Annotated in this window: 17 protein-coding genes and 1 pseudogene; 10 read left to right on the top strand and 8 right to left on the bottom strand. The window is 72.1% G+C overall.

Going from position 1 to position 22,191, the window contains the following annotated elements; genetic code table 11:
- The first annotated feature begins 23 nt into the window (after positions 1–23).
- From KHP12_RS35875 to KHP12_RS35860, 4 genes are all read left to right on the top strand, one after another.
- Complete coding sequence (locus tag KHP12_RS35875) at positions 24–1,184, top strand: threonine synthase (protein WP_107471932.1); 1,161 nt, start codon at positions 24–26, stop codon at positions 1,182–1,184.
- Complete coding sequence (locus KHP12_RS35870; RefSeq protein ID WP_086886068.1) at positions 1,181–1,858, top strand: helix-turn-helix transcriptional regulator; 678 nt, start codon at positions 1,181–1,183, stop codon at positions 1,856–1,858. Before KHP12_RS35875 ends, KHP12_RS35870 begins: the two co-directional genes overlap by 4 nt.
- Complete coding sequence (locus KHP12_RS35865) at positions 1,858–2,784, top strand: aminoglycoside phosphotransferase family protein (protein WP_211834097.1); 927 nt, start codon at positions 1,858–1,860, stop codon at positions 2,782–2,784. Before KHP12_RS35870 ends, KHP12_RS35865 begins: the two co-directional genes overlap by 1 nt.
- A gap of 68 nt (positions 2,785–2,852) precedes the next feature.
- Complete coding sequence (locus KHP12_RS35860) at positions 2,853–3,557, top strand: MBL fold metallo-hydrolase (protein ID WP_210609191.1); 705 nt, start codon at positions 2,853–2,855, stop codon at positions 3,555–3,557.
- Positions 3,558–3,579: 22 nt separating this feature from the next.
- Here KHP12_RS35860 and KHP12_RS35855 read toward each other — a convergent pair whose 3' ends face one another.
- The 3 genes from KHP12_RS35855 to KHP12_RS35845 form a co-directional block, all read right to left on the bottom strand.
- The gene (locus KHP12_RS35855) at positions 3,580–4,125 is read right to left on the bottom strand and encodes a DinB family protein (RefSeq protein WP_210609192.1); all 546 of its coding nucleotides are present in this window, start codon (positions 4,123–4,125) and stop codon (positions 3,580–3,582) included.
- A gap of 585 nt (positions 4,126–4,710) precedes the next feature.
- Positions 4,711–4,920 (bottom strand): DUF397 domain-containing protein, encoded by a 210-nt coding sequence (locus KHP12_RS35850; RefSeq protein WP_086885766.1) that lies wholly within the window; start codon positions 4,918–4,920, stop codon positions 4,711–4,713.
- A gap of 10 nt (positions 4,921–4,930) precedes the next feature.
- The gene (locus KHP12_RS35845) at positions 4,931–5,746 is read right to left on the bottom strand and encodes a DUF5753 domain-containing protein (protein WP_244203382.1); all 816 of its coding nucleotides are present in this window, start codon (positions 5,744–5,746) and stop codon (positions 4,931–4,933) included.
- Between the two features lie 252 nt (positions 5,747–5,998).
- On the opposite strand from KHP12_RS35845, the gene KHP12_RS35840 reads away from it, so the two are divergent.
- From KHP12_RS35840 to KHP12_RS35825, 4 genes are all read left to right on the top strand, one after another.
- Positions 5,999–6,424 carry an ATP-binding protein gene (locus KHP12_RS35840; protein WP_086885764.1) on the top strand — a complete coding sequence of 142 codons (426 nt, stop codon included), beginning with the start codon at positions 5,999–6,001 and terminating at the stop codon, positions 6,422–6,424.
- Between the two features lie 196 nt (positions 6,425–6,620).
- Positions 6,621–6,941 (top strand): PNPOx family protein, encoded by a 321-nt coding sequence (locus KHP12_RS35835; RefSeq protein ID WP_167442772.1) that lies wholly within the window; start codon positions 6,621–6,623, stop codon positions 6,939–6,941.
- A 113-nt stretch (positions 6,942–7,054) separates the two neighbouring features.
- Positions 7,055–8,161, top strand: a complete 1,107-nt coding sequence (locus KHP12_RS35830; protein WP_086885762.1) for a hypothetical protein — start codon at positions 7,055–7,057, stop codon at positions 8,159–8,161.
- Positions 8,158–9,375, top strand: coding sequence for a hypothetical protein (locus KHP12_RS35825; protein ID WP_086885761.1), 1,218 nt, complete (start codon positions 8,158–8,160; stop codon positions 9,373–9,375). Before KHP12_RS35830 ends, KHP12_RS35825 begins: the two co-directional genes overlap by 4 nt.
- Positions 9,376–9,420: 45 nt before the next feature.
- Here the strand turns inward: KHP12_RS35825 and KHP12_RS35820 are convergent, their stop codons facing one another.
- The 3 genes and pseudogenes from KHP12_RS35820 to glnA2 form a co-directional block, all read right to left on the bottom strand.
- Positions 9,421–12,642, bottom strand: coding sequence for a bifunctional [glutamine synthetase] adenylyltransferase/[glutamine synthetase]-adenylyl-L-tyrosine phosphorylase (locus KHP12_RS35820; RefSeq protein ID WP_086885760.1), 3,222 nt, complete (start codon positions 12,640–12,642; stop codon positions 9,421–9,423).
- Between the two features lie 119 nt (positions 12,643–12,761).
- A pseudogene (locus tag KHP12_RS53845) lies at positions 12,762–12,932 on the bottom strand (maleylpyruvate isomerase family mycothiol-dependent enzyme); the annotation flags it as partial.
- Between the two features lie 120 nt (positions 12,933–13,052).
- Positions 13,053–14,414, bottom strand: coding sequence for a gamma-glutamylpolyamine synthetase GlnA2 (gene glnA2, locus KHP12_RS35815; protein ID WP_037959645.1), 1,362 nt, complete (start codon positions 14,412–14,414; stop codon positions 13,053–13,055).
- A gap of 436 nt (positions 14,415–14,850) precedes the next feature.
- On the opposite strand from glnA2, the gene KHP12_RS35810 reads away from it, so the two are divergent.
- On the top strand, positions 14,851–16,659 hold the full coding sequence (locus KHP12_RS35810; protein ID WP_211834096.1) for a multicopper oxidase family protein: 1,809 nt from the start codon (positions 14,851–14,853) through the stop codon (positions 16,657–16,659).
- A 97-nt stretch (positions 16,660–16,756) separates the two neighbouring features.
- Positions 16,757–18,511 (top strand): NAD+ synthase, encoded by a 1,755-nt coding sequence (locus KHP12_RS35805; RefSeq protein WP_086885758.1) that lies wholly within the window; start codon positions 16,757–16,759, stop codon positions 18,509–18,511.
- 36 nt (positions 18,512–18,547) lie between these two features.
- Here the strand turns inward: KHP12_RS35805 and KHP12_RS35800 are convergent, their stop codons facing one another.
- Positions 18,548–19,423, bottom strand: coding sequence for an alpha/beta fold hydrolase (locus KHP12_RS35800; RefSeq protein ID WP_211834095.1), 876 nt, complete (start codon positions 19,421–19,423; stop codon positions 18,548–18,550).
- Positions 19,424–20,933: 1,510 nt separating this feature from the next.
- Complete coding sequence (locus KHP12_RS35795; RefSeq protein WP_086885640.1) at positions 20,934–22,139, bottom strand: MFS transporter; 1,206 nt, start codon at positions 22,137–22,139, stop codon at positions 20,934–20,936.
- Between the last annotated feature and the right edge of the window lie 52 nt (positions 22,140–22,191).

Genomic DNA, 22,191 nt, shown 5'->3' with positions numbered 1-22,191 from the left:
CACAACTAAACAAAATATCTAAGGTGCGAGCTGAATCAGGATCCGAACCCCGCTACGTCGACGAGCGCTCCGGCGCCACGTACCCGATCGACGACCCGCGCTGGTGCGGCGATGACGGGGCTCCCCTCACCGTCTCCGCACTGCCCGGCATCACCCGCGAGCAGGTGGACACCGGGGCCCGGTCACTGTGGCGCTACCGAGCGGCCCTCCCGGTGCGCATCGACGCCCCGGTGTCACTGGGAGAAGGGTGCACCCCGCTGGTCGAGAAGAGCTGGGGGGAGGATCGGATTCTCTTCAAGCTGGAGTGGTTCAGCCCCACCGGCAGCTTCAAGGACCGCGGCACCAGCGTGATGATCTCGCTCCTCGCCCAGCGGGGCGTACGCGAGGTCATCGAGGACAGCTCCGGCAACGGCGGGGCCTCCGTCTCGGCGTACTGCGCCGCCGCCGGCATCCGGGCCCGGATCCTCACCCCCGCCACCACCTCCCCCGCGAAGGTCCTCCAGAGCCGGGCCTACGGCGCCGAGGTCCAGCTGGTGCCGGGCGACCGGGGCGCCACGGCGGCGGAGGCGCTGCGCCAGTCGGCCCATACGTACTACGCCAGCCACAACTGGCACCCCTTCTTCCTCCAGGGCACCAAGACCCTGGCGTACGAGCTGTGGGAGGACCTGGGCTTCACCGCACCGGACGCCGTGGTGACCGTGGCGGGCGCGGGCAGCACCGTGCTCGGCTGCGACCTGGGCTTCTCCGAGCTGCTCGCCGCGGGCCAGATCGCCCGCCGCCCCCGGCTGCTGGTGGCCCAGCCCGCCCACTGCGCCCCGCTGCACGCCGCGTTCCGCGCGGGCACCGAGACCCCGGTACCGTCTCTCCACGCCCCGACCATCGCCGAGGGCACGGCCATCCGCGAGCCCGTCCGCTTCCCCGAGGTGCTGCGCGCCATCCGCCGCTCGGACGGCGACATGGCCGCCATCCCCGAGGACGCGATCGCCACGGCGGTCCGCCGGCTGGCCTCGATGGGGCTGTACGCGGAGCCGACCAGCGCGACCGCGGCCGCGGCGATCGAGGTCTTCCGCGCCCGGGGCGCGATCCGCCCCGGCGAGACCACGGTGGTGCTGCTGACCGGCTCGGGCCTGAAGGCCACGCCCACGATGACGGAGCTCTTCGCGCCGGAGGGCGATGAGCGATGACCGAGGAGAGCCGTCAGGAGACGACGGGAACCCCCGAGGACGAGCTGCTGCTCCGCGAGGCCGAGAAGATCGTGGTCGCCATCGGCCGGATGTTCCCCGGGCTGTGCGAGGTGGTCCTCCACGATCTGCGCAACCCCGACCAGTCCATCCGCGCCATCGAGAGCAATCTCTCCGGCCGCGAGGTGGGCCAGCCCGCCACTGAGCTGGGCCTGGCCCGGATGCGGGACCCCGGCTTCCCCGACATCGTCCAGAACTACGCCAACCGGTTCCCGGACGGCCGCCCGGCGAAGAGCACCTCGATCGGCATCAAGAACAGCGCGGGCCAGTACGTCGCCGCCATCTGCCTCAACCTGGACGTCTCCCTCTTCGCGAGCGTCGCCCGCAGCCTCACCAACCTGGTCCGGACCGATGAGCAGGAGCAGCCGCTCACCGAAACCCTCCGCGCCCGCACCGCCGCGGAGCTGCGCACCGTCATCGAGGAATTCGCCGCCGCCCGCGGCCAGACCCCGCGCAGCCTGGGCACCCCCGCCAAGAAGGAACTCGTCCGCACCCTCAAGACCAGCGGCTACCTCCAGGTGAAGCACTCGGTCCAGGTGGTCACCGAACTCCTGGGCGTCTCCCGCGCCACGGTCTACAACTACCTGCGCTCGCCTGACGCCGGAGACCGCCCCTGATGACCCCGCCGATCCGTCGCATCGACGTCCCCGAAGCCTTCGCCGCGTCGTTCGCCGAACACGACGCCGCCGGACGCGCCTGGCTCGCCGCGCTGCCCCGGCTGGCCGCGGAATTCCTCGACCGCTGGCACCTGCGCCCGGCCGGTCCCGCCGCCCATGGCATGGCCTCGCTCGTCCTCCCGGTGACCGGCGCGGACGGAACTCCCGCAGTCCTGAAGTTCCAGCAGGTCAGGGAGGAGACCGAGGGCGGCCCGCTGGGCCTGCGGACCTGGAACGGCAACGGCGTGGTGCTCCTGCTCGACCACGACCCGGACACGGGCACCATGCTGCTGGAGCACCTGGACGCGTCCCGTCCGCTCTCCTCGCTGCCCGACGACACCGCCGCGATACGCGTCCTGGCCGACCTGCTGGCCCGGCTGACCTCGGTACCCGCCCCTGGCGGCCTGCGCCGGCTGTCCGACATCGCCGCCGCCATGCTCGAGCAGACGCCCGGCGCCGTACCGGCCCTGCGCGACCCGGCCGAACGGCGGCTGGTCCGCGTCTGCGCCTCCGCCGTGGCCGAACTCCTCGACGAGCCCGGAGACCGGCTGCTGCACTGGGATCTGCACTACGACAACGTCCTCGCCGGCCGGCGCGAGCCCTGGCTGGCCATCGACCCCGAACCACTCAGCGGCGACCCCGGCTTCGAGCTCCTCCCGGCGCTGGACAACCGCTGGGACGAGGTCCTGGCCACCGGCGACCCCACCCGCGCGGTGCTCCGCCGCTTCGACCTGCTGACCGAGGCCCTCGGCCTGGACCGGCGGCGGGCCACCGGCTGGACCCTCGGCCGCGTCCTCCAGAACGCCCTCTGGGACATCGAAGACGGCAAGGCCACCCTGGAACCGGCCCAGGTCACCATCGCCACGGCCCTGCTGGGCCATCGTTAGCCACGTGCCGCTCTGCCCTCGGCAAACGCCCGGTGCGGGCGGGCCTTGCACCACGCGACCATGGCGGGATGGCCAACGACATCTCCGTGCGCCGCCTCGACCTCGGCTACTTCGTCCGCCCCGCCCTCGAAACCGGCGGCCCGGAACCACGGGTCGAACCCGTACTCGCCTATCTCGTACGGCACGACCGTGGGCTGGTCCTCTTCGACACCGGTATCGGCGCCGCCGACCCCGGGACCGAGGCGCACTACCGCCCCCGCCGCCGCGCCCTGCCGGACGCGCTGGCGGCGGCCGGGGTCGCCCTCGCGGACGTCTCCCTCGTCGTGAACTGCCACCTCCACTTCGACCACTGCGGCGGCAACCCCCTGCTGGGCGGCAGGCCGATCCTGGTCCAGGACGTGGAGCTGGCCACCGCGCGCGGAGGCGGCTACACGTTCGACGAGCTGCTGGACTTCCCCGGCGCCACGTACGAGGAACTCGCCGGGGAGGCCGAGATCTGGCCGGGCGTCCACATCATCCCGACCCCCGGCCACACCGACGGCCATCAGTCACTGGTCGTCCGCCAGCCCGACGGCACGGTGATCCTCGCCGGACAGGCCCATGACTTCGCCTCCGAGTTCGCCTCGGACCACCTGGCCCGCAGAGCCGCCCTCGACGGCGTGACGCAGCCCCTTCCCCCGTACCGCCCCTGGCTGGACCGCCTCACCGACTTCGACCCCCGCCGCGTCCTCTTCGCCCACGACTGCGCGGTCTGGGAACCGTCGGACGGCTGAGGCTCTCGCCTCACCTTCCCGTTCACCCCATGGTCTTGGCGCCGTCCAGGGACTCGCGAATGATGTCGGCGTGCCCGGCGTGCTGCGCGGTCTCGGCGATGATGTGCAGCAGCACCTGACGGGCCGACCAGCGCACGCCGGACTCGAACCACGGCGCCTCCGGCAGCGGCTGGGTCGCGTCCAGGTCGGGCAGGGCGGCGATCAGCTCGTCGGTCCGGTGGGCCACCGCCGCGTACTCGGCCAGTACACCGGCCAGCGTCTCGCCGGGCAGCAGCCGGAACTCGTCAGCCCGCTCGGCGAAGTCGCCCTCGGCCATGGCGCTGAAGTCGGGCATGGCCGACGGGCCCTCCAGGATGAAGTCCACCCAGACCCGCTCCACCGCGGCGACGTGCTTGACCAGGCCGCCCAGGCACAGCGCGCTGACGGTGGTGCGCAGCCCGGCCTGTTCGTCGGTGAGATCGCGGGTGGTGAAGCGCAGGAAGTGCCGGTGCTTGTTCAGCGTCCGCAGCAGGTCGGCACGCTCGCCGGTGAGAGTCGCCGACTCGCTCGGGCTCAGGGTCTCGGTCATGATCTCCGCCTTCGGTTGGTCCCGTGTTCCTCGGCCAAGAACGACAGTAGGAGCCACTGCGGACAGCTTCTGTCCTCAATTCCGGGAGAATCGGAGACATGGCGAACACCAGAGCGTGGGCTTTTCGCCCAGGGCTGTGCGGTCTGAGAGCCGTCGGGCGACTGACGGTCTCGTCTCGCGCCTTCGGCGCCTTTGAGCATGGGGCCCGGGGGTGGGGGGCGCGGGCCTCGCCGCCGACCGCAGGGCCGTGGGTGGCGAGGCCGGTGGCGGCTCCCGTACTCAGGGGACTTATGCCGATGCCGGACCGCCGGGGGTGGGGTACCCCCCTGGAAAACCTTTGATGAATTAGTTGCTTCAGATCAAGCGTTTTCGAGAGGGGTACCCGGAGGGGCCGTCAGTCCGGCCGGGACCCAGCCCAGGAGCACAGGAGCCGCCGCCGGGGCCCACCACCACCGGCCCGTCACCCGGCGGCGAGGCCCGCGCCCCCATCCCCCGCCCCCCATGCTCAATGGCGCCGAAGGCGCGAGACGAAACCCGCACCGCGCAACCGGCCCCAGCACCGAACCGAACGGGCGCCCCGGACGGTCACATGCTTTTCGGTAGCTGGTCGAAGTCCCCCCGCTTTACCCCCCGCACGAACGCGCCCCACCGGGTCGGGTGGGTGGCGATGACCACCGCCGGGTCATCGCTCTCGCGTAGGCGTATAAGGCCGTTCGGTGTCGTGGCGACCTCGACGCAGTCCTGGCCTCCGACTCCGCTGCTGAAACTGGACTTTCGCCATTCGAGCCCGGACATGAGGTTCTCCTCAGAGCGTGTACAGCAGATGCTGCACGAGCCTAAGTGAGTCACTCCGCATATAGGACTCCCGTTCGGGACCCGGGTCAATCGGTGGCAGTGCTGCCATCGTGAGACGTTCGAAAGCGGAGCCGTACTGAGCGAGATGTGCCTGTTCTCCGAGGAACGCCGAGGACACGGGGTGCTCCACGTAGACCGTGTTCAGCTCGGGCACCTCGGCCTCGAAGAGGATGAACGCCGCCGCCGGCGTCGCCGGGGAGAGCGCCGCCTTGAACGGCAGGAGCTGGATATGGACATGCGGCAGCCGAGCCACCTCCACAAGGTGCTCGATCTGGCGGCGCATGACGCCGTTCTCCACGAACTGCATGTGGAACGCCGCCTCGTGGATGACCGCGTGAAAGGTCGGCGGGGACTCCCCGGCCAAGACCTCCTGACGCTTCAGCCGGAACTCGACGTACGTGTCCAGCACGCTGCGGTCCGCCTCCGGCTCACCTCCGGTCGTGAGGGCTCGCGCGTACTCGGGGGTCTGGAGCAGCCCGGGCACGTACATCCACTGGAACGAGCGGTGAGCCACCGAAGTCGCCTCGAGCTCCGCGAGATCATGAGCGCTCTGAGGGAGCGGGGATTTGCGGTAGTCCGACCACCAACCCTTCCCCTTGGACTCGCTCATGGCGACGAGCGCGTCGGCAAACGATTCATCTTGGCAACCGTATCCAGCGAGTAGCGCACGGAGCTTCACCTCGGGAATGGCCGTTCGACCCGCCTCGATGTGCCCGAGGTGAGGCGAGCCGAGCCCGGCGAAAGCTCCGGCTTCCGCTGCGGACAAGCCGCGCTCATTGCGAAGCCTTCGCAGTTCCGACCCCAGACGCCGTTGCCGCTGCGTCGGGTTGGCCCGTAACCCCATGACGACCTCCTCGTGATCGTGAGCAGTCTGCCCGCTTGGCGGAGGCGAGGCCACTCGTTGGAGGGAATCAAGCCACATAGGTTGCAGTATGGAAACCCAAATCCCTATCGTCGAAGACGAATCGCCCAACCGGCGTCCGCCGAACGGCCGTTGGCCGAAGGAGGCAACATCACCATGAGCGCCCAGTTCCCCCGCGCCGACTTCTCCCTCGTCTTCCCGCCCGACCCCGGTTGGGTCCGTACCGCCCGGGAAGCCGTCCGCACCGCCCTGCACACCGCGAAGCGCACCGACTTAACGGATACCGCTCTGCTGCTGACCTCCGAGGCCGTCACCAATGCCGTCAACGCCTGCCGGACCAGCGGCTGCTCGGCACCCGTCACCCTCTACGCCGAGTGGGGACCGTACGGCACGCTGCGCGTTCTCGTGAGCGACGACGCCCCCGGCCTCCCCGCCCAGCCCCTTGCCCGGGACACGGCCGACGCCGAAAGCGGCCGAGGGCTGCTCATCATCGGCAGCTCGGCCACCGACTGGGGTGTCTGCCACCACGGACCGGGCCCCGGGAAGGCGGTGTGGTTCCAGGTCAGCGGGGCCAGTTCATGAACGGTCAATACGCTCAAGCGCCACGTACACGAGAGAGCTCGGGGTCCTTCTCTCTCACTTCGGGGTCGCGGGACCAGTGGGTGCCACCCGCGGAGTTACCGTGACGCCACAACTCCCTGTCCCTCGGCGCCTGGAGGATGGTGTGCGGTACAAAAGGCCGCTTCCGAAGCGAGTCACCGGCCGGTTCAATGCCTGGATGGTCGGGCTGCGCGCCTCTCCCCGGTGGGGGCGGTGGGTGAGCGGGCGGCTCACGGTGGTGACCTATACGGGGCGGCGATCGGGGCGCACCTTCAGTACGCCGGTCGGCTATCGGCGCGCCGCCGACGGCGTCACGATCGCCGTCGCCCTGCCCGAACGCAAGCTGTGGTGGCGGAACTTCACCGGTGAGGGCTGGCCGATATCGCTGGATCTGGACGGTGCCGAGCGGACCGGGCACGCGGTGGCTCGGGTGGACGGCAAGGGGCGCGTCACCATCAGCGTGCGGTTCGACCACCCGCCCGCCGCGAGCAGCCGCTGACGGCGGCTGACGGCCGCTGACGGCCGCTGACGCCTACGGAATTGCCATGCCCCCTTCACTTCGTGCGCCGAACCGCTGAGTAGGATCGTCGGCCACACGGGGGAAGGTCATAAATGAAACAGTTGATGGGCGGCGCGCGCCGCCGTGCCGTTCTGGTCGGTGGCGCCGTCGCGGTGCTGGTGGCGGCCGGGGTCGGGACGTGGGCCACGGACACCTGGCCGTTCGACGGGAAAGACACCTACTGCTGGGGTGCGTGGAAAGAGGACAGCGGGCCGGGCTTCCTGAGCGGCGACGCGCTGGACGAGGACAACGCCAGCCGTACGTCCAAGGAGACCGTGCCGACGCCGGGGCGGCAGCGCGGGCGGTGCACCGTGGCGCTCCACTCCGAGCGCGTCGGCAGCGACGGCGGCAAGGTCGTGGAGGAGACCGACATCACGGTCACCTACGGCCCCGCGCCCGAGGGCGCCGCGAAGCGCATGGAGTGGATCGGCGGCTACCTCGGCGACCGGGCGATGCCGCTGCCCGACGGGCTGCCGGGCGCCACCGACGGCCGGCACGCGCTGCTGGTGCTGCCCAAGGGATGCGACACCGAGCACGGGCGGCCGACCGCGGTGACGCTCGACTCGACGGCCCGGTCGGTCTACAGCGACTCCACCATGCCGGGCGACGCGGGGCTCGGCGGCTCCCAGTCCGTGGCCCGGTTGCTCGTCGCGGCGGCCAACCACGCGATGGAGAAGGCGGGTTGCGCCCCGGCGAAGCCACTCGAGGCCGTCTCGCCCATGCCCACACTGCCCGAGGAGAATGAGGACTTCTTCACCCGGGCCTGCCGGATCAGGGGCCTGGAGTTCGACAAGGAGGAGGCCCGCGACCTGGAGTACCAGGTCGGCGCGGTCACCGGGGATCTCCAGTCCTGTTCGGTACGGACGCAAGCCGGTGAGGGCCGGTACTTCGACGCCCTGATGGTGGCCCAGCCACGGCTCTCCGCGCTGTTCGACGGGGCCACGGGCAGCAAGGCACCGGCGCGCGGCTGGCGCGGTACGGGGGTCTTCGCCGACGACTACAAGGTCGTACGGGCCGACTGCGCCGGACAGCGCCCGCTCACCGTGCTGATGCTCGCCCCCTCCCTGCACGAGACGACTCCGTACTTCGCCGCCTTCGCCAACGCCGTGGCGCGACGCGTCGGTTGCGCGCCCGTCGCACCTGGGGGTTCCAGCCGATGAACGACTCCGAGAACAACGAGAACAACGAGATCAGCGGGAGCAGCGAGAGCGACGAAGCCGACGAGAACGGCGGCACCCGCGTGCCGCTGCACGAACGGCGCCGCCCCTGGTGGCACTGGCAGCGCGTGGCCCGCTCCCGCCCGCGGCTGGGCGTGATCATGGCCGTGGTCGGAGCCGTCGTAGGAGCGTTGCTCGGCGGCGCGGGGGTGGCCTGGCGGGCCGAGGCGGGTCCGTTCGCGGACGACCGGGCCTGCTGGGGAGCGTTCGGCCGGGACGACGTCGCGGCGCTGTTCGACGGCAAGCGGGACATCAAGACCTCCGAGGTGCCCATCACCACCGATCGGACCGGCAGTGAGGGCCCGTCGGGCGAGTGCCGTCTGACGTCGCCGCGCGGGCGGCGGATCACGGTCGAGACGCACCAGCTGAACACCGGGTTCGGCGGCGCGGGCGACCGATGGGCCGATGAGTTCCTGTCCGCGCGCCTCACCCCGCTGGGCGATGGGCTGCTGGGCATGGCCTCGGACACCCGGGCCTGGCTCGCGGTGCCCGACGGCTGTATCGGCCGGCCGAGCGGGCTGGACGTCAACAGCGGCCCCACCGTGATCGACATGGAGACCGGCTGGACCGTCTACGACGACGAGGTGGACATCGAGGCCCGCGACGCACTCGCCCGCGCCGTGGTCAAACTGGTCAACCACTACATGGCCGACCAGGGGTGCACGGGCGAGATCGCCGACCCGGTCGGCGGGATGCCGGAGCCGCCGGGGCCCCTGCTCGAGGAGAAGGACGCGATGTGCGGCGTCAAGGGGCTGCGGCTCCCGGCCGCGTTCAGGCACGAGGGCAGGGGCGGCGCCGTGGTGACCCGGGGCGACGGCCCGGTGCGCACCTGCGACCGCGATGTGCTCTTCGGCCACCCCCAGCTGCGGCTGATGACGATCGAGGACCCCCGGCTCGCGATGCTCTACGACGGGCTGTCCCGGGACGGTGCCAAGGACCGGGTAAGCGCCGGTGAGCAGGACGGACGCGGCTTCGTCCGCGACGACATGGGGCTGTTCCAGGCCGAGTGCCAGACCGGCCAGGTCACCTTCCTGGTCCGGGCGGAGAACGGCGAGCACCCCGACGACATCCGTACGATCCTCCCCCGCTATGTGGCCGCGGAGGCCGGCCGGATCGGCTGCGGCCCGCTGCGCGTCACGCTGCCTGCGGCCGGCTGACCTGGCGACAAGGCCGCGGGGGTCGCGCCGGCGCGGCGCGGGCGTTCAGCTCTCGTAGTCGTAGAAGAGCCGCTCCACCACCGCCCGCGCCCGGCGGGTGGTGCGGCGGTAGTCCTCCAGCATCTCCCCGACGTGGCCGGGGCCGTAGCCCAAGTAGCGGCCCACGGCGGCCAGTTCGCGGACGTCCGACGGGAAGGTGTCGCCGGGGCGGCCGCGGACGAGCATGACGGCGTTGCGGACGCGGCTGGCGAGGATCCACGCCTCGTCGAGGGTCTGGGCGTCCTCGGTGGAGATCAGCTCGGCGGCGTGGGCGGCGGCCAGGGCCTCACGGGTGCGGGTGGTACGCAGCCCGGGCTCGGCCCAGCCGTGGCGCATCTGGAGCAGCTGGACGGTCCACTCGACGTCGCTGAGACCGCCGCGGCCCAGCTTGGCGTGGGTGGTGGGGTCGGCCCCGCGCGGCAGCCGCTCGGACTCCATCCGGGCCTTGAGCCGCCGGATCTCGCGGATCGCGTCCTCGCCCAGCCCCTCGGCCGGATACCGCAGCGGATCGATCAGCTCGATGAACCGCTCGCCGAGCCCGGGGTCGCCCGCCACCGGCTCGGCTCGCAGCAGCGCCTGGCTTTCCCAGACCAGCGACCAGCGGCGGTAGTAGGCGGCGTACGAGGCGAGGCTGCGCACCAGCGGCCCGGACTTGCCCTCGGGGCGCAGATCGGCGTCGATGAGCAGGGGCGGGTCCACGGTGGGGAGCTGGAGCAGCCGTCGCATCTCGTTGGCCACGGCGAAGGCGGCGCGGGCGGCCTCCTGGTCGTCGGCGCCCTCGCGCGGCTCGTGGACGAAGAGCACATCGGCGTCCGAGCCGTAGCTGAGCTCATGGCCGCCGAAGCGGCCGAGGCCGATGACGGCGAAGCGGGTGGGCAGTTCATCGCCCCAGGTGTCGCGGACGGCGGCGCGCAGGGCCCCGGCGAGGGTCGCGGCGTTCAGATCGGAGAGGGCGTCGCCGACCATGTCGATCAGCATCGCGTCGTCCACGGGCGGTTCGGCGGCGGGCGCGGCGGGCCGGGCCGGCACATGGGGCTCGGAGGCCCGCAGGGCGCTGGGGACCTCGGGCGCCTTGGCCGGTACGGGGGCGGCCGGCCCGGTGGCCCGGCCCGGCGTCTGATCGCCCGACGGCGGCCAGCTCACGGTCGGGCGCACCTCGCCGTTGGCCAGCCGGGCGCTCTCGATGATGTCCGCGGCCGCCGTACGGAACATCTCGCGCCGCCGCACCCCGCGCGCCGCCGCGACCGCCTGCTCGGCGCCGTCCGCGCGGCCGACCGCGGCCAGCACCTCCTGCTCCAGATGGGCCCGGCCGCGCGGGCGCAGCCCCTCCGGGTCGCCGAGCAGGGCGACCGCCTCGGGGGCGCGCAGCAGCAGATCGGGGGCGAGCCGCCCGGCGGAGAGCACCCGGGCCAGGTTCTCGGCGGCGGCGCCCTCGTCGCGCAGCAGCCGCAGGTACCAGGGCGTCTTGCCCAGCGCGTCCGAGACCTTGCGGAAGCCCAGCAGCCCGGCGTCCGGGTCGGCGGAGTCGGCGAACCAGCCCAGCAGCACGGGCAGCAAGGTGCGCTGGATCGCCGCCTTGCGGGTCACCCCGGACGCCAGGGCCTCCAGGTGGCGCAGCGCACCGGCCGGGTCCGCGTACCCCAGGGCGGTGAGCCGCTGGCCGGCCGCCTGGGAGCTGAGCCGGATCTCACCGGGCTGGAGCTGGGCGACGGCGTCCAGCAGCGGCCGGTAGAAGAGCTTCTCGTGCAGCCGCCGCACTTCGCGGGCGTGCCGCCGCCAGGCGGTGCCCAGCTCGGTCACCGGCTCGGTGCGGAACCCCAGCGACCGGCCGAGGCGGCGCTGGTCGGCCTCGGCCTCGGGCATCAGATGGGTGCGGCGCAGCCGGTAGAGCTGGAGCCGGTGCTCCATGGTGCGCAGAAAGCGGTACGCGTCGTCCAGCGCGGCGGCGTCGGTGCGGCCCACATAGCCGCCGGCGGCCAGGGCCGCGAGGGCGTCCAGCGTCGTACCGCTGCGCAGCGACTCGTCGGACCGCCCGTGCACCAACTGGAGCAGCTGGACGGCGAACTCGACATCGCGCAGGCCGCCGGGGCCCAGCTTGAGCTCGCGGTCGACCTCGGACACCGGGATGTTCTCGACCACGCGGCGGCGCATCTGCTGCACGTCGGGGATGAAGTTCTCGCGCTCGACGGCCTGCCAGACCATGGGCGCGAGGGCGTCCACGTACGCCTGGCCGAGCGCGGCGTCGCCCGCCATCGGACGTGCCTTCAGCAGCGCCTGGAACTCCCAGGTCTTGGCCCAGCGCTGGTAGTACGCCAGATGGCTGGAGAGGGTGCGCACCAGCGGGCCGTTGCGCCCCTCGGGGCGGAGGTTGGCGTCGACGGGCCAGATGGTGCCCTCGACGGTGACGTCGGAGCAGACGCGCATCAGCCGGGAGGCGAGCCGGGTGGCGGCCCGTACCGCCTCGTCCTCCTCGACGCCCTCGACGGCCTCCGCCACGAAGATCACGTCCACGTCGGAGACGTAATTGAGCTCGCGGCCGCCGCATTTGCCCATGCCGATCACGGCCAGCCGGCAGGCGGCGGCGTCCCGCGGCTGCTCCTCGGCCGCGATCTCCAGCGCGGCCCGCACGGTGGCGGTCGCCAGGTCGGCGAGCTCGGCGGCCGTCTGGGTGATGTCGGTGGTGCCGCACACATCGCGGGCGGCGATGGCCAGCAGCGCCCGGCGGTAGGCGACGCGCAGCGCGTCGGGCCGGGGCATCCCCGCCCCGGGCGCGCCCCAGACCCCCTCGGCCAGGGCCCGCTCGAACTCGGGGGTGGTGGGGTGCAGATCGGCCGACTCGTAGGTCACCAGGGCGTGCCAGTCGCCCGGGTGGCGGGCGAGGTGGTCGCCCAGCGCCTCGGAGGCGCCGAGCACCCCGAGCAGCCGGTCGCGCAGCGGTTTGGCGGTGACGAGGGTGTCCAGCAGCGCCTGCCGCGAACCGGCCCGCTGCCCGCCGTCCTCCTTCTCCTCCGCGTCCTCCTCGGGCAGCGCCTCGACGAGCCGTACGAGCCCGAGCAGCGCCAGATCGGGGTCGGCGGTCGCGCCGAGCGCCTCCAGCAGCACCGAATCGCTCCGCACCGCGGCCAGCTCGGGCGCGTCCAGCAGCCGCTGCGCGGCCGAGGCGTCGGTGAAACCGTGCCGCAGCAGCCGGGTGATATTGCTGCTCCTGCGTCCCTGCGGTACGGCCATCCCGCCGCCTCCCGTCCCTGGTCGACTCCGCGCCGCTCGACCACGCGCACACCCGTGATCAAAGGCGCCGCTGACGAGCCTAAGCGACCCCGCGGGCGAAGCGGCAGGTCCGGGCGGCGTCAGGCGCCGACGAAACGGCCCCGCGGCTCGCCACGAAGATGCCCCGGCGGCAGCCGCCGGCCATAGGCGACCAGAAGCAGGTCCTGAGCGGCCCCGGTCAGCTCGGCCCCGCTGCCGTACGACCAGTCCAGATCGTCGGCGCGCAGCCGGACCCGGTGCTGGTCACAGCCACTCGTTCAGCGTCTGACGGCCCACGGACGGCCCAGGTCCGGTGAGACGGCTCCGGGCCGACGGTACACAACCGTCGGCCCGGATGGCCGCTGCGGCGGGACTACCGCTCTGACCTGCGGCTACAGCACCGGGAGGTTCTTGCGCAGTTCGAACGGCGTCACCTCGGAGCGGTACTCCTCCCACTCCTGCTTCTTGTTGCGCAGGAAGAAGTCGAAGACATGCTCCCCGAGCGTCTCGGCGACCAGTTCGCTGCGCTCCATCAGGTCGATCGCCTCGCCCAGGTTCTGCGGGAGGGGCTCGATGCCGAGGGAGCGGCGTTCGGCGTCGGAGAGGGCCCAGACGTCGTCGTCGGCGCCGGCCGGGAGTTCGTAGCCGCCCTCGATGCCCTTGAGGCCGGCGGCGAGGAGGGCCGCGTAGGCCAGGTAGGGGTTGGCGCCGGAGTCCAGGGAGCGGACCTCGACGCGGGTGGAGCCGGTCTTGCCGGGCTTGTAGAGGGGGACGCGGACGAGGGCGGAGCGGTTGTTGTGGCCCCAGCAGATGTAGGAGGGGGCCTCGCCGCCCGCGCCGGCGGTGCGCTTGGAGCCGCCCCAGATGCGCTTGTAGGAGTTGACCCACTGATTGGTGACGGCGGAGATCTCCCCGGCGTGGCGCAGCAGGCCCGCGATGAAGGAGCGGCCCACCTTGGAGAGCTGGAACTCGGCGCCGGACTCGTAGAAGGCGTTGCGGTCGCCCTCGAAGAGGGAGAGGTGGGTGTGCATGCCCGAGCCGGGGAACTCCGAGAACGGCTTGGGCATGAAGGTGGCCTGGACCCCCTGCTCCAGCGCGACCTGCTTCATGACCAGGCGGAACGTCATGATGTTGTCGGCGGTGGAGAGCGCGTCGGCGTAGCGCAGATCGATCTCCTGCTGGCCGGGGGCGCCCTCGTGGTGGGAGAACTCGACCGAGATGCCCATCGATTCGAGCATGGTGATCGCCTGGCGGCGGAAGTCCATGCCGATGTTCTGCGGGGTGTGGTCGAAGTAGCCCGAGGAGTCGGCGGGCACCGGGCGGCTGCCGTCCACCGGCTTCTGGTTGAGCAGGAAGAACTCGATCTCGGGGTGGGTGTAGAAGGTGAACCCGAGGTCGGAGGTCTTGGCGAGGATGCGCTTGAGGACGAAGCGGGGGTCGGCGAAGGACGGTGAGCCGTCCGGCATCAGGATGTCGCAGAACATCCGTGCGGTCCCGGGGGCCTCGGCGCGCCAGGGCAGGATCTGGAACGTACCGGGGTCCGGCTTGGCGATCATGTCGGATTCGTAGACCCGGGCGAAGCCCTCGATAGCGGAACCATCGAATCCGATGCCCTCGTCGAAGGCGCCCTCGAGCTCGGCCGGCGCGACGGCCACGGACTTCAGGAAGCCGAGCACATCGGTGAACCAGAGCCGCACAAACCGGATGTCGCGCTCTTCGAGCGTACGGAGCACGAACTCCTGCTGCTTATCCATGGTCCCCAATCCTTGCAGGTCAAACGGCTCTTTGCGCGGGCGCGGGGCACCTTCCGCCTCCCCAGTATCACGCGGCGGGATTTCACAGAGGTTTCGTCCGGTCGCCCCGGCCTCTCTTCACCTCACCACGATGGGTGCATCGTACTTTCACCCGGCCGGTCCCGGACCCGACCGTTCTGCCCCCTCCGTGGCGCCTGCCGGGGCTCCATACCCCTTGGGGGTAGGGTGCCGAATATCAAGATGATCAAACGGTCGGATGATGATCTGAAGGTCAGAACGGTCAGATGGAGGCGGCGATGCGGCGAAGCCCCTCACCCCAGAGCCGATCGCTGATGCGGCGCATAGAGCGGCGCGTCGGCCGCCCGCCCTCCCGGCGGGGCGGTGGACGCGCGGACCCTCACGCATCCGGCACACATCAGCATTGGGGTACTGACTCATGCACGAAAAGACTCGCCGTGCCGTGCTCGGCACGGGCATCGCCGCCGCGGGCAGCGGTCTGCTCACCGCCTGCGGCTCCTCCGGCCCCCGCCCCCGTGCCGGAGGCCCCGACGGCGTGGACGGGAACACGATGGGCGCACCCGCCCGGCCCGGCGCGCCCGCGGACGACACCCCGGCGCAGTACGTCTCCCCCCATGGCCCGGAGGTCGCCGCGGCCGAGCGGCGGCGGGGCCCCGGCCCGGTGCGCACCTTCCGGCTCACCGCCACCGCGACCACCCTGGACATCGGCGCCCGCAAGGTGACGTCCTGGGCGTACGAGGACCAGGTGCCGGGCCGGGAGATCCGGGTGACGGCGGGCGACACGATCGCGCTCACGCTCGCCAACAACCTGCCGCAGCCCACCACGCTGCACTGGCACGGCATCCGGCTGCGCAACGACATGGACGGCGTCCCCGGGGTGACCCAGCGGGCGATCAAGACGGGCGCCGCCTTCGACTACCGCTTCACCGCGTTCTACCCGGGCACGTACTGGATCCATCCGCACTCGGGCGTCCAGCTGGACCGGGGGCTGTACGCACCGCTGATCGTGGAGGATCCGAAGGAGCCGCTGGCGTACGACAAGGAGTGGGTCGTCGTCCTGGACGACTGGCTCGACGGGGTGGGCGGCCGCACCCCGGACAAGGAGTTCGAGCGGCTCAACGCGGGCAAGGGCGGCGCGGCCGGCCATGCGATGGACGACGGCTCGATGGATGACGGCTCGACGGACGGCGGCTCGACGGACGACGACGGCAAGCGCGGCGCCACGGCCACAGCCAAAACCAAAGCCACGGCCACGGCCACGGCCACGGCCAAAGCCACGCCCACGCCCACGCCTACGCCCACGGCCAAAGCCACGGCGACAGCCAAGCCCAAAGCGACAGCCAAGAGCACCGCCGCGGCCGGCGCCAAACGCGACCGGACCCGGTCCACGGCGCCGAAGAAGGCCGCACCCAAGGCCGCGCCCATGGAGAGCCGGCTGCTGGGCGGCCACGCCGGTGATGTCACCTACCCCTACTACCTGGTCAACGGCCGCAGCCCCGAGTCCCCGCAGGTCTTCCGCGCCAAGCGCGGCGACCGGGTGCGCATCCGCATCATCAACGCGGGCGGCGACACCGCCTTCCGCGTCGCCCTCGGCGGCCACCGGATGACCGTCACCCACACCGACGGCTACCCCGTCGTACCGGCCAAGACGGACGCGCTGCTGCTGGGCATGGGCGAGCGCTACGACGTGCTGGTCACCGTCAAGGACGGGGTCTTCCCGCTCGCCGTGATCGCCGAGGGCAAGGGGCGGTCCGCGATGGCGGTGCTGCGCACCCGCGGCAAGAGCCCGGTGAAGTTCCCGCGCCCCAAGGAGCTGGACGGCGAGCTGCTCACCGCGGACCGGCTGAAGGCGGCTGAGGACGTCCGGCTGACGCCCAAGGAGCCCGACCGCATCATCCGGATGCGGCTCACCGGCTCGATGCGGCGCTGGAACTGGGCGATCAACGGCCGGCCGTACGACCCCTCGCAGCGCTATCCGGTACGGGAGGGTGAGCGGGTGCGGATCACGTTCATCAACGGCACCGACATGTGGCATCCGGTCCATCTGCACGGCCACACCTTCGCGCTGCCGGACGGCGGCCCCCGTAAGGACACCACGGTCCTGCTGCCGCACCACAAGGTGAACGTGGACCTCGACGCCGACAACCCGGGGCTGTGGATGGTCCACTGCCACAACGTCTACCACTCGGAGTCCGGGATGATGACCATCCTCGGCTACCAGAAGTGAAGCCAGACGTGACCGGCGTGAGAGAAGCCAGACGTGACCGGCGTGAGAAGGGAGACACCCCCGGCTATCGCGTCAGACAGACGATTACACTGGGCCCGTGCCTCAACTTCGCCTCGCTCTGAACCAGATCGACTCGACCGTCGGCGACCTCGACGGCAACACCGAATCGATACTCCACTGGACCCGGCACTCCGCCGAACAGGGCGCCCATCTGGTGGCGTTCCCCGAGATGGTGCTGACCGGCTATCCCGTCGAGGACCTGGCGCTGCGCTCGTCCTTCGTCGAGGCGTCGCGCACCGCGCTGCGCTCGCTCGCCGAGCGGCTGAACGCCGAGGGGCTGGGCGAGGTGCCGGTGGTCGTCGGCTACCTCGACCGCAGCGAGCGCGCCCGGCGCTACGGCCAGCCGGCCGGGTCGCCGCAGAACGCGGGCGCCGTGCTGCACCGGGGCGCGGTCGTCCTGACCTTCGCCAAGCACCATCTGCCGAACTACGGCGTCTTCGACGAGTTCCGCTACTTCGTGCCCGGCGACACCCTGCCCATGGTCCGCGTCCACGGCATCGACGTGGCGCTCGCCATCTGCGAGGACCTGTGGCAGGACGGCGGCCGGGTGCCGGCCAGCTGCTCGGCGGGGGCCGGGCTGCTGCTGTCGATCAACGCCTCGCCGTACGAGCGGGAGAAGGACGACACCCGGCTGGACCTGGTGCGCAAGCGGGCCCAGGAGGCGGGCTGCACCACCGCGTACCTGGCCATGATCGGCGGCCAGGACGAGCTGGTCTTCGACGGCGACTCGATCGTGGTCGACCGGGACGGCGAAGTCATCGCGCGGGCGCCGCAGTTCGCCGAGGGCTGTGTGCTGCTCGACCTCGATCTGCCCGCCGCCGACCCGGGCTCGGTTCCCGAGGGGGTGGTGGACGACGGGCTCCGCATCGACCACGTCACCCTCTCCGCCGACCCGCTGCCCCGCTATGAGCCGGAGCTCGCGGGCGGCGAGGCCGAGCGGCTCGGGGACGACGAGGAGATCTACACGGCGCTGGTCGTGGGGCTGCGGGCCTATGTGGCGAAGAACGGTTTCCGCAGTGTGCTGATCGGGCTCTCCGGCGGGATCGACTCCTCGCTCGTCGCCGCCATCGCGTGTGACGCGGTCGGCGCGCAGAACGTGTACGGCGTCGCGATGCCCTCGCGCTACTCCTCCGAGCACTCGATCGACGACGCGGCCGAGCTGGCGCGGCGTACCGGGCTGAACTTCCGCACGGTCCCGATCGCCCCGATGTTCGACGCCTATATGGGCTCCCTGGGGCTCACCGGGCTGGCCGAGGAGAACCTCCAGTCGCGGCTGCGCGGCACGATGCTGATGGCGATCTCCAACCAGGAGGGCCACATCGTCCTCGCCCCGGGCAACAAGTCCGAGCTGGCCTGCGGCTACTCCACGCTCTACGGGGACTCGGTCGGCGCGTACGGCCCGATCAAGGACGTCTACAAGACCTCCGTCTTCCGGCTGTCGAAATGGCGTAACCGTGCGGCGGAAGAGCGAGGCCAGACCCCGCCCATCCCCGAGAACTCGATCACCAAGCCGCCGAGCGCCGAGCTGCGCCCCGGCCAGGTCGACACCGACTCGCTCCCCGACTACGACGTCCTCGACCGGATCCTGGAGCTGTATGTCGACCGCGACCAGGGGCGTACCGAGATCGTGGCGGCGGGATACGACGACGCGCTGGTGACCCGGATCCTGCGGCTGGTGGACACCGCCGAGTACAAGCGCCGGCAGTACCCGCCGGGCACGAAGATCTCCGCGAAGGGTTTCGGCAAGGACCGCCGGCTGCCCATCACCAATCGCTGGCGGGAGCACGCCTGAGGCTCTGGGGCGGCGCGCGGCGCAGGGCGGCACGCCCTATGACTGTGCCTGGGCGCCTGACTGTGCCTGGGCGCCTGACCGCACCTGGGCGCCTGACCGCACCTGGGCGCCTGACCGCACCTGGGCGTCCGACCCAACCTGGGCGTCCAGGAACGTCCTGATCAGGCCCAGCCACGCATCGGGCGCCTCCGCGAACGGCAGATGGCCGGACTCCAGCTCGGCGAGGCGCGCCCCGGGGATCGCGTCCGCCACCTGGCGGTGGTGGTACGGCGTGGCCATCGCGTCCAGCGTCGTGGAGATCACCAGGGTGGGCACCCGGATCCGGCCCAGGTCCTCGCGGACGTCGATCCGGCCGACCAGTTCGACCTGATCGATCGCGCCGGGCGGCACCGAGGCGCGGGCGCCCTCGATCACCGTGGCGAGCTCCTCGGGCGTCATCCGGTCCAGATAGGGCGCGCCCGCGCCGATGAGCGCGGTCCAGCGGGCGGTCGCCTCCTCGTCGCCCGAGCGGAGCTGGCGCAGCCAGTCGTCCACCAGGAGCCGCATCCGGGCGCTGGGGTGGGCGAAGGTCGCGGTCAGGACCAGAGCGGTGACCCGCTCGGGGTGGCGGGTGGCGGCGCGCAGGGCGACGGGCCCGCCGAGGGAGTATCCGGCGATGGCGAAGGTGTCCAGACCCTCCTCGACGGCCGTGCCCACCAGCTGGTCGGCCAGGGTGTCGAGGTCCAGCGGCCCGCTCGCGCGCGGGGTGCGGCCGGAGCCGGGGTAGTCGGGGCCGACCACGCGGTGGCGCTCGGCGAGACCGTCCAGGATCGGACCGTAGTTCCCCTCGATGGAGCCGGTCCCGCCGTGGGCGAGCAGCAGCCCGGGGCCGGTGCCGCGGACGATGCGGGCGAGGGGTGAGGTGCTGGTCATCAGGTGCGTCCTTACGTCACGTCTTGGCTGATGACGGGGACGCTAAAGCCTCACATCGATGTCAAAGTCAAGCCCACCGGGGCCGCGTGGGCGCCGGGTCTTTCCCCTCCCCGCCCCTTCCCGAAACTGGGGGCTCCGCCCCAGACCCCAGAACCGGGGCTCCGCCCCAGACCCCGGCCCCCGGGTTCCGCCCCCGGACCCCGGGGCTCGGTGCGGATCCGCACATCGATGCCGCGGGAAGGAGCGAAGCCCCGGCTCGGGACCTGGGGCAGAGCTCCGGCCCGGGGCCTGGGACGGAGCCCCGGCTCGGACCCGGGACGAAGCCCCGCTCGGAGCCTGGGTCAGAGCCCTGGCTCGGGACCTCGGACGAAGCCCCGGCACGGGGCCCGGGACAGAGCCCCGGCTTCGGAGCCTCGGACGAAGCCCGGCTCGGGACCTGGGGCGGAGCCCCAGCTCAGGGCCAGGGACGAAGCCCGACCCGGGGCCCGAGGCGGAGCCCCGGCACGGGACCTGGGTGAAGCCCCGGCACGGGACCTCGCGCAGAGCCCCGGCACGGGACCCGGGACGAAGCCCCGGCACGGGATCTCGGACGAAGCCCCGGCTCGAGGCCCGGGACGAAGCCCCGGCACGGGGCCCGGGGCAGATCCCCAGCTCAGGGCCAGGGACGAAACCCGACCCGGGGCCCGAGGCGGAGCCCCGGCACGGGACCTGGGTGAAGCCCCGGCACGGGACCTCGCGCAGAGCCCCGGCACGGGACCCGGGACGAAGCCCCGGCACGGGATCTCGGACGAAGCCCCGGCTCGAGGCCCGGGACGAAGCCCCGGCACGGGGCCCGGGGCAGATCCCCAGCTCAGGGCCAGGGACGAAACCCGACCCGGGGCCCGAGGCGGAGCCCCGGCACGGGACCTGGGTGAAGCCCCGGCACGGGACCTCGCGCAGAGCCCCGGCACGGGACCCGGGACGAAGCCCCGGCACGGGATCTCGGACGAAGCCCCGGCTCGAGGCCCGGGACGAAGCCCCGGCACGGGGCCCGGGGCAGAGCCCCAGCTCAGGGCCAGGGACGAAACCCGACCCGGGGCCCGAGGCGGAGCCCCGGCACGGGACCTGGGTGAAGCCCCGGCACGGGACCTCGCGCAGAGCCCCGGCACGGGACCCGGGACGAAGCCCCGGCACGGGATCTCGGACGAAGCCCCGGCTCGAGGCCCGGGACGAAGCCCCGGCACGGGGCCCGGGGCAGAGCCCCAGCTCAGGGCCAGGGACGAAGCCCGGCTCGGGGTCTGGGGCGGAGCCCCGGCTTCGGAGCCTCGGACGAAGCCCCGGCACGGGACCCGGGGCAGAGCCCCGGCACGGGACCCGGGGCAGAGCCCCGGCACGGGACCCGGGACGAAGCCCCGACTCGGGGCCTCGGACGGAGCCCGGCTTCGGGGGCTGGGGCGGAGCCCCGGTTTCGGGAAGGGGCGGGGAGGGGGACAGCCCGCCGCAGGCGTCCCGCTCCGACGGAGCGCTGAGCTCAGCCCACCTCGGACATGCGCGGCAGCACCTCACTGCTCGCCACGACCCGCGAGTCACCCCCCGGAGCCCGGTCCGTCAGCCCCGCGATCAGCGCGATCCCGAGACCGATCACCGCGAGCACCGCGCCGACCAGCGTCGGGGAGGTCCAGCCCCAGCCCGCCGCGATGGCGACGCCGCCGAGCCACGCGCCACCGGCGTTGGCCAGGTTGAAGGCGGAGTGGTTGGAGGCGGAGGCCAGCGTAGGGGCGTGCTGGGCCTTGTTCATCACCAGCATCTGGAGCGGGGTGGTGGTCATGAAGCCGACCGCGCCCAGCACCACGACCGACAGCAGCGCCGCCCACTTCACATGCACCGTGAAGTCGAAGGCCACGAGCACGGCGGCCAGCGCCGCCAGCGAGCCGTAGAGCGTGGGCCGCAGCGCCCGGTCGGTGAGCGGACCGGCGACCAGGGCGCCCAGTGTCATGCCGATGCCGAACAGCGCCAGCACCAGGGTGACCGTCGACTCACCGAACCCGGTGACCTCGGTCATCATCGAGGCGAGGTAGCTGTAGACGGCGAAGACGCCGGCGAAGCCGAAGACGGCGGTGAGCAGCCCCAGCAGCACCTGGCGGTCGCGCAGCGCGCCGAGCTCCTGGCGCAGCCCGCCGTGCTGCTCATGGGAGATCTGGGGAACGAGCCTGGCGAGCGCGGCCATGGCGACCACGCCGATCGCGGCGACGACCAGGAAGGTCGCGCGCCAGCCGAGGTTCTGGCCGAGCAGGGTGGCCACGGGGACGCCGACGATGTTGGCGATGGTCAGCCCGAGGAACATGGTGGCGACCGCCCGGGCCCGCCGGTCCTCGGTCACCAGCCGCGCGGCGACCACCGCGCCGACGCCGAAGAACGCGCCGTGGGGCAGCCCGGCGAGCACCCGGCCCGCGATCAGCAGCCCGAAGTTGGGGGCGAGGGCGGAGGCCAGGTTGCCCACCGTGAAGAGCGCCATGAGCAACACGAGCATCCGCTTGCGCGGGATACGGGAACCGAGGGCGGTCAGCAGCGGAGCGCCCACCACGACTCCGATGGCGTAGGCGGAGACGAGGTATCCGGCCGTGGGCACCGAGGTGTCCAGATCATTCGCGACATTGGGCAGCAGGCCCATCATCACGAATTCGGTAGTACCAATGCCGAAGGCGCTCACAGCAAGGGCGAGCAGGGCCAGGGGCATGAGAGACCTTTCAAACGAAGGAGAAACGTGCAGGGATGCATATGTTCTCTAG

This window comes from Streptomyces asiaticus, assembly GCF_018138715.1.
Classification (GTDB): Bacteria; Actinomycetota; Actinomycetes; order Streptomycetales; family Streptomycetaceae; genus Streptomyces; species Streptomyces asiaticus.
The sequence above is the reverse complement of the archived record's forward strand: the minus strand, read 5'-3'. Positions and strand labels throughout refer to the sequence as shown.

Coding starts and splice junctions, on each gene's coding strand:
- KHP12_RS35825 (WP_086885761.1), top strand. CDS start 8,158: ATGAACGACTCCGAGAACAACGAGAACAACGAGATCAGCGGGAGCAGC.
- KHP12_RS35810 (WP_211834096.1), top strand. CDS start 14,851: ATGCACGAAAAGACTCGCCGTGCCGTGCTCGGCACGGGCATCGCCGCC.
- KHP12_RS35840 (WP_086885764.1), top strand. CDS start 5,999: ATGAGCGCCCAGTTCCCCCGCGCCGACTTCTCCCTCGTCTTCCCGCCC.
- KHP12_RS35860 (WP_210609191.1), top strand. CDS start 2,853: ATGGCCAACGACATCTCCGTGCGCCGCCTCGACCTCGGCTACTTCGTC.
- KHP12_RS35865 (WP_211834097.1), top strand. CDS start 1,858: ATGACCCCGCCGATCCGTCGCATCGACGTCCCCGAAGCCTTCGCCGCG.
- KHP12_RS35870 (WP_086886068.1), top strand. CDS start 1,181: ATGACCGAGGAGAGCCGTCAGGAGACGACGGGAACCCCCGAGGACGAG.
- KHP12_RS35830 (WP_086885762.1), top strand. CDS start 7,055: ATGAAACAGTTGATGGGCGGCGCGCGCCGCCGTGCCGTTCTGGTCGGT.
- KHP12_RS35835 (WP_167442772.1), top strand. CDS start 6,621: ATGGTCGGGCTGCGCGCCTCTCCCCGGTGGGGGCGGTGGGTGAGCGGG.
- KHP12_RS35850 (WP_086885766.1), bottom strand. CDS start 4,920: ATGTCCGGGCTCGAATGGCGAAAGTCCAGTTTCAGCAGCGGAGTCGGA.
- KHP12_RS35820 (WP_086885760.1), bottom strand. CDS start 12,642: ATGGCCGTACCGCAGGGACGCAGGAGCAGCAATATCACCCGGCTGCTG.
- KHP12_RS35855 (WP_210609192.1), bottom strand. CDS start 4,125: ATGACCGAGACCCTGAGCCCGAGCGAGTCGGCGACTCTCACCGGCGAG.
- glnA2 (WP_037959645.1), bottom strand. CDS start 14,414: ATGGATAAGCAGCAGGAGTTCGTGCTCCGTACGCTCGAAGAGCGCGAC.
- KHP12_RS35795 (WP_086885640.1), bottom strand. CDS start 22,139: ATGCCCCTGGCCCTGCTCGCCCTTGCTGTGAGCGCCTTCGGCATTGGT.
- KHP12_RS35800 (WP_211834095.1), bottom strand. CDS start 19,423: ATGACCAGCACCTCACCCCTCGCCCGCATCGTCCGCGGCACCGGCCCC.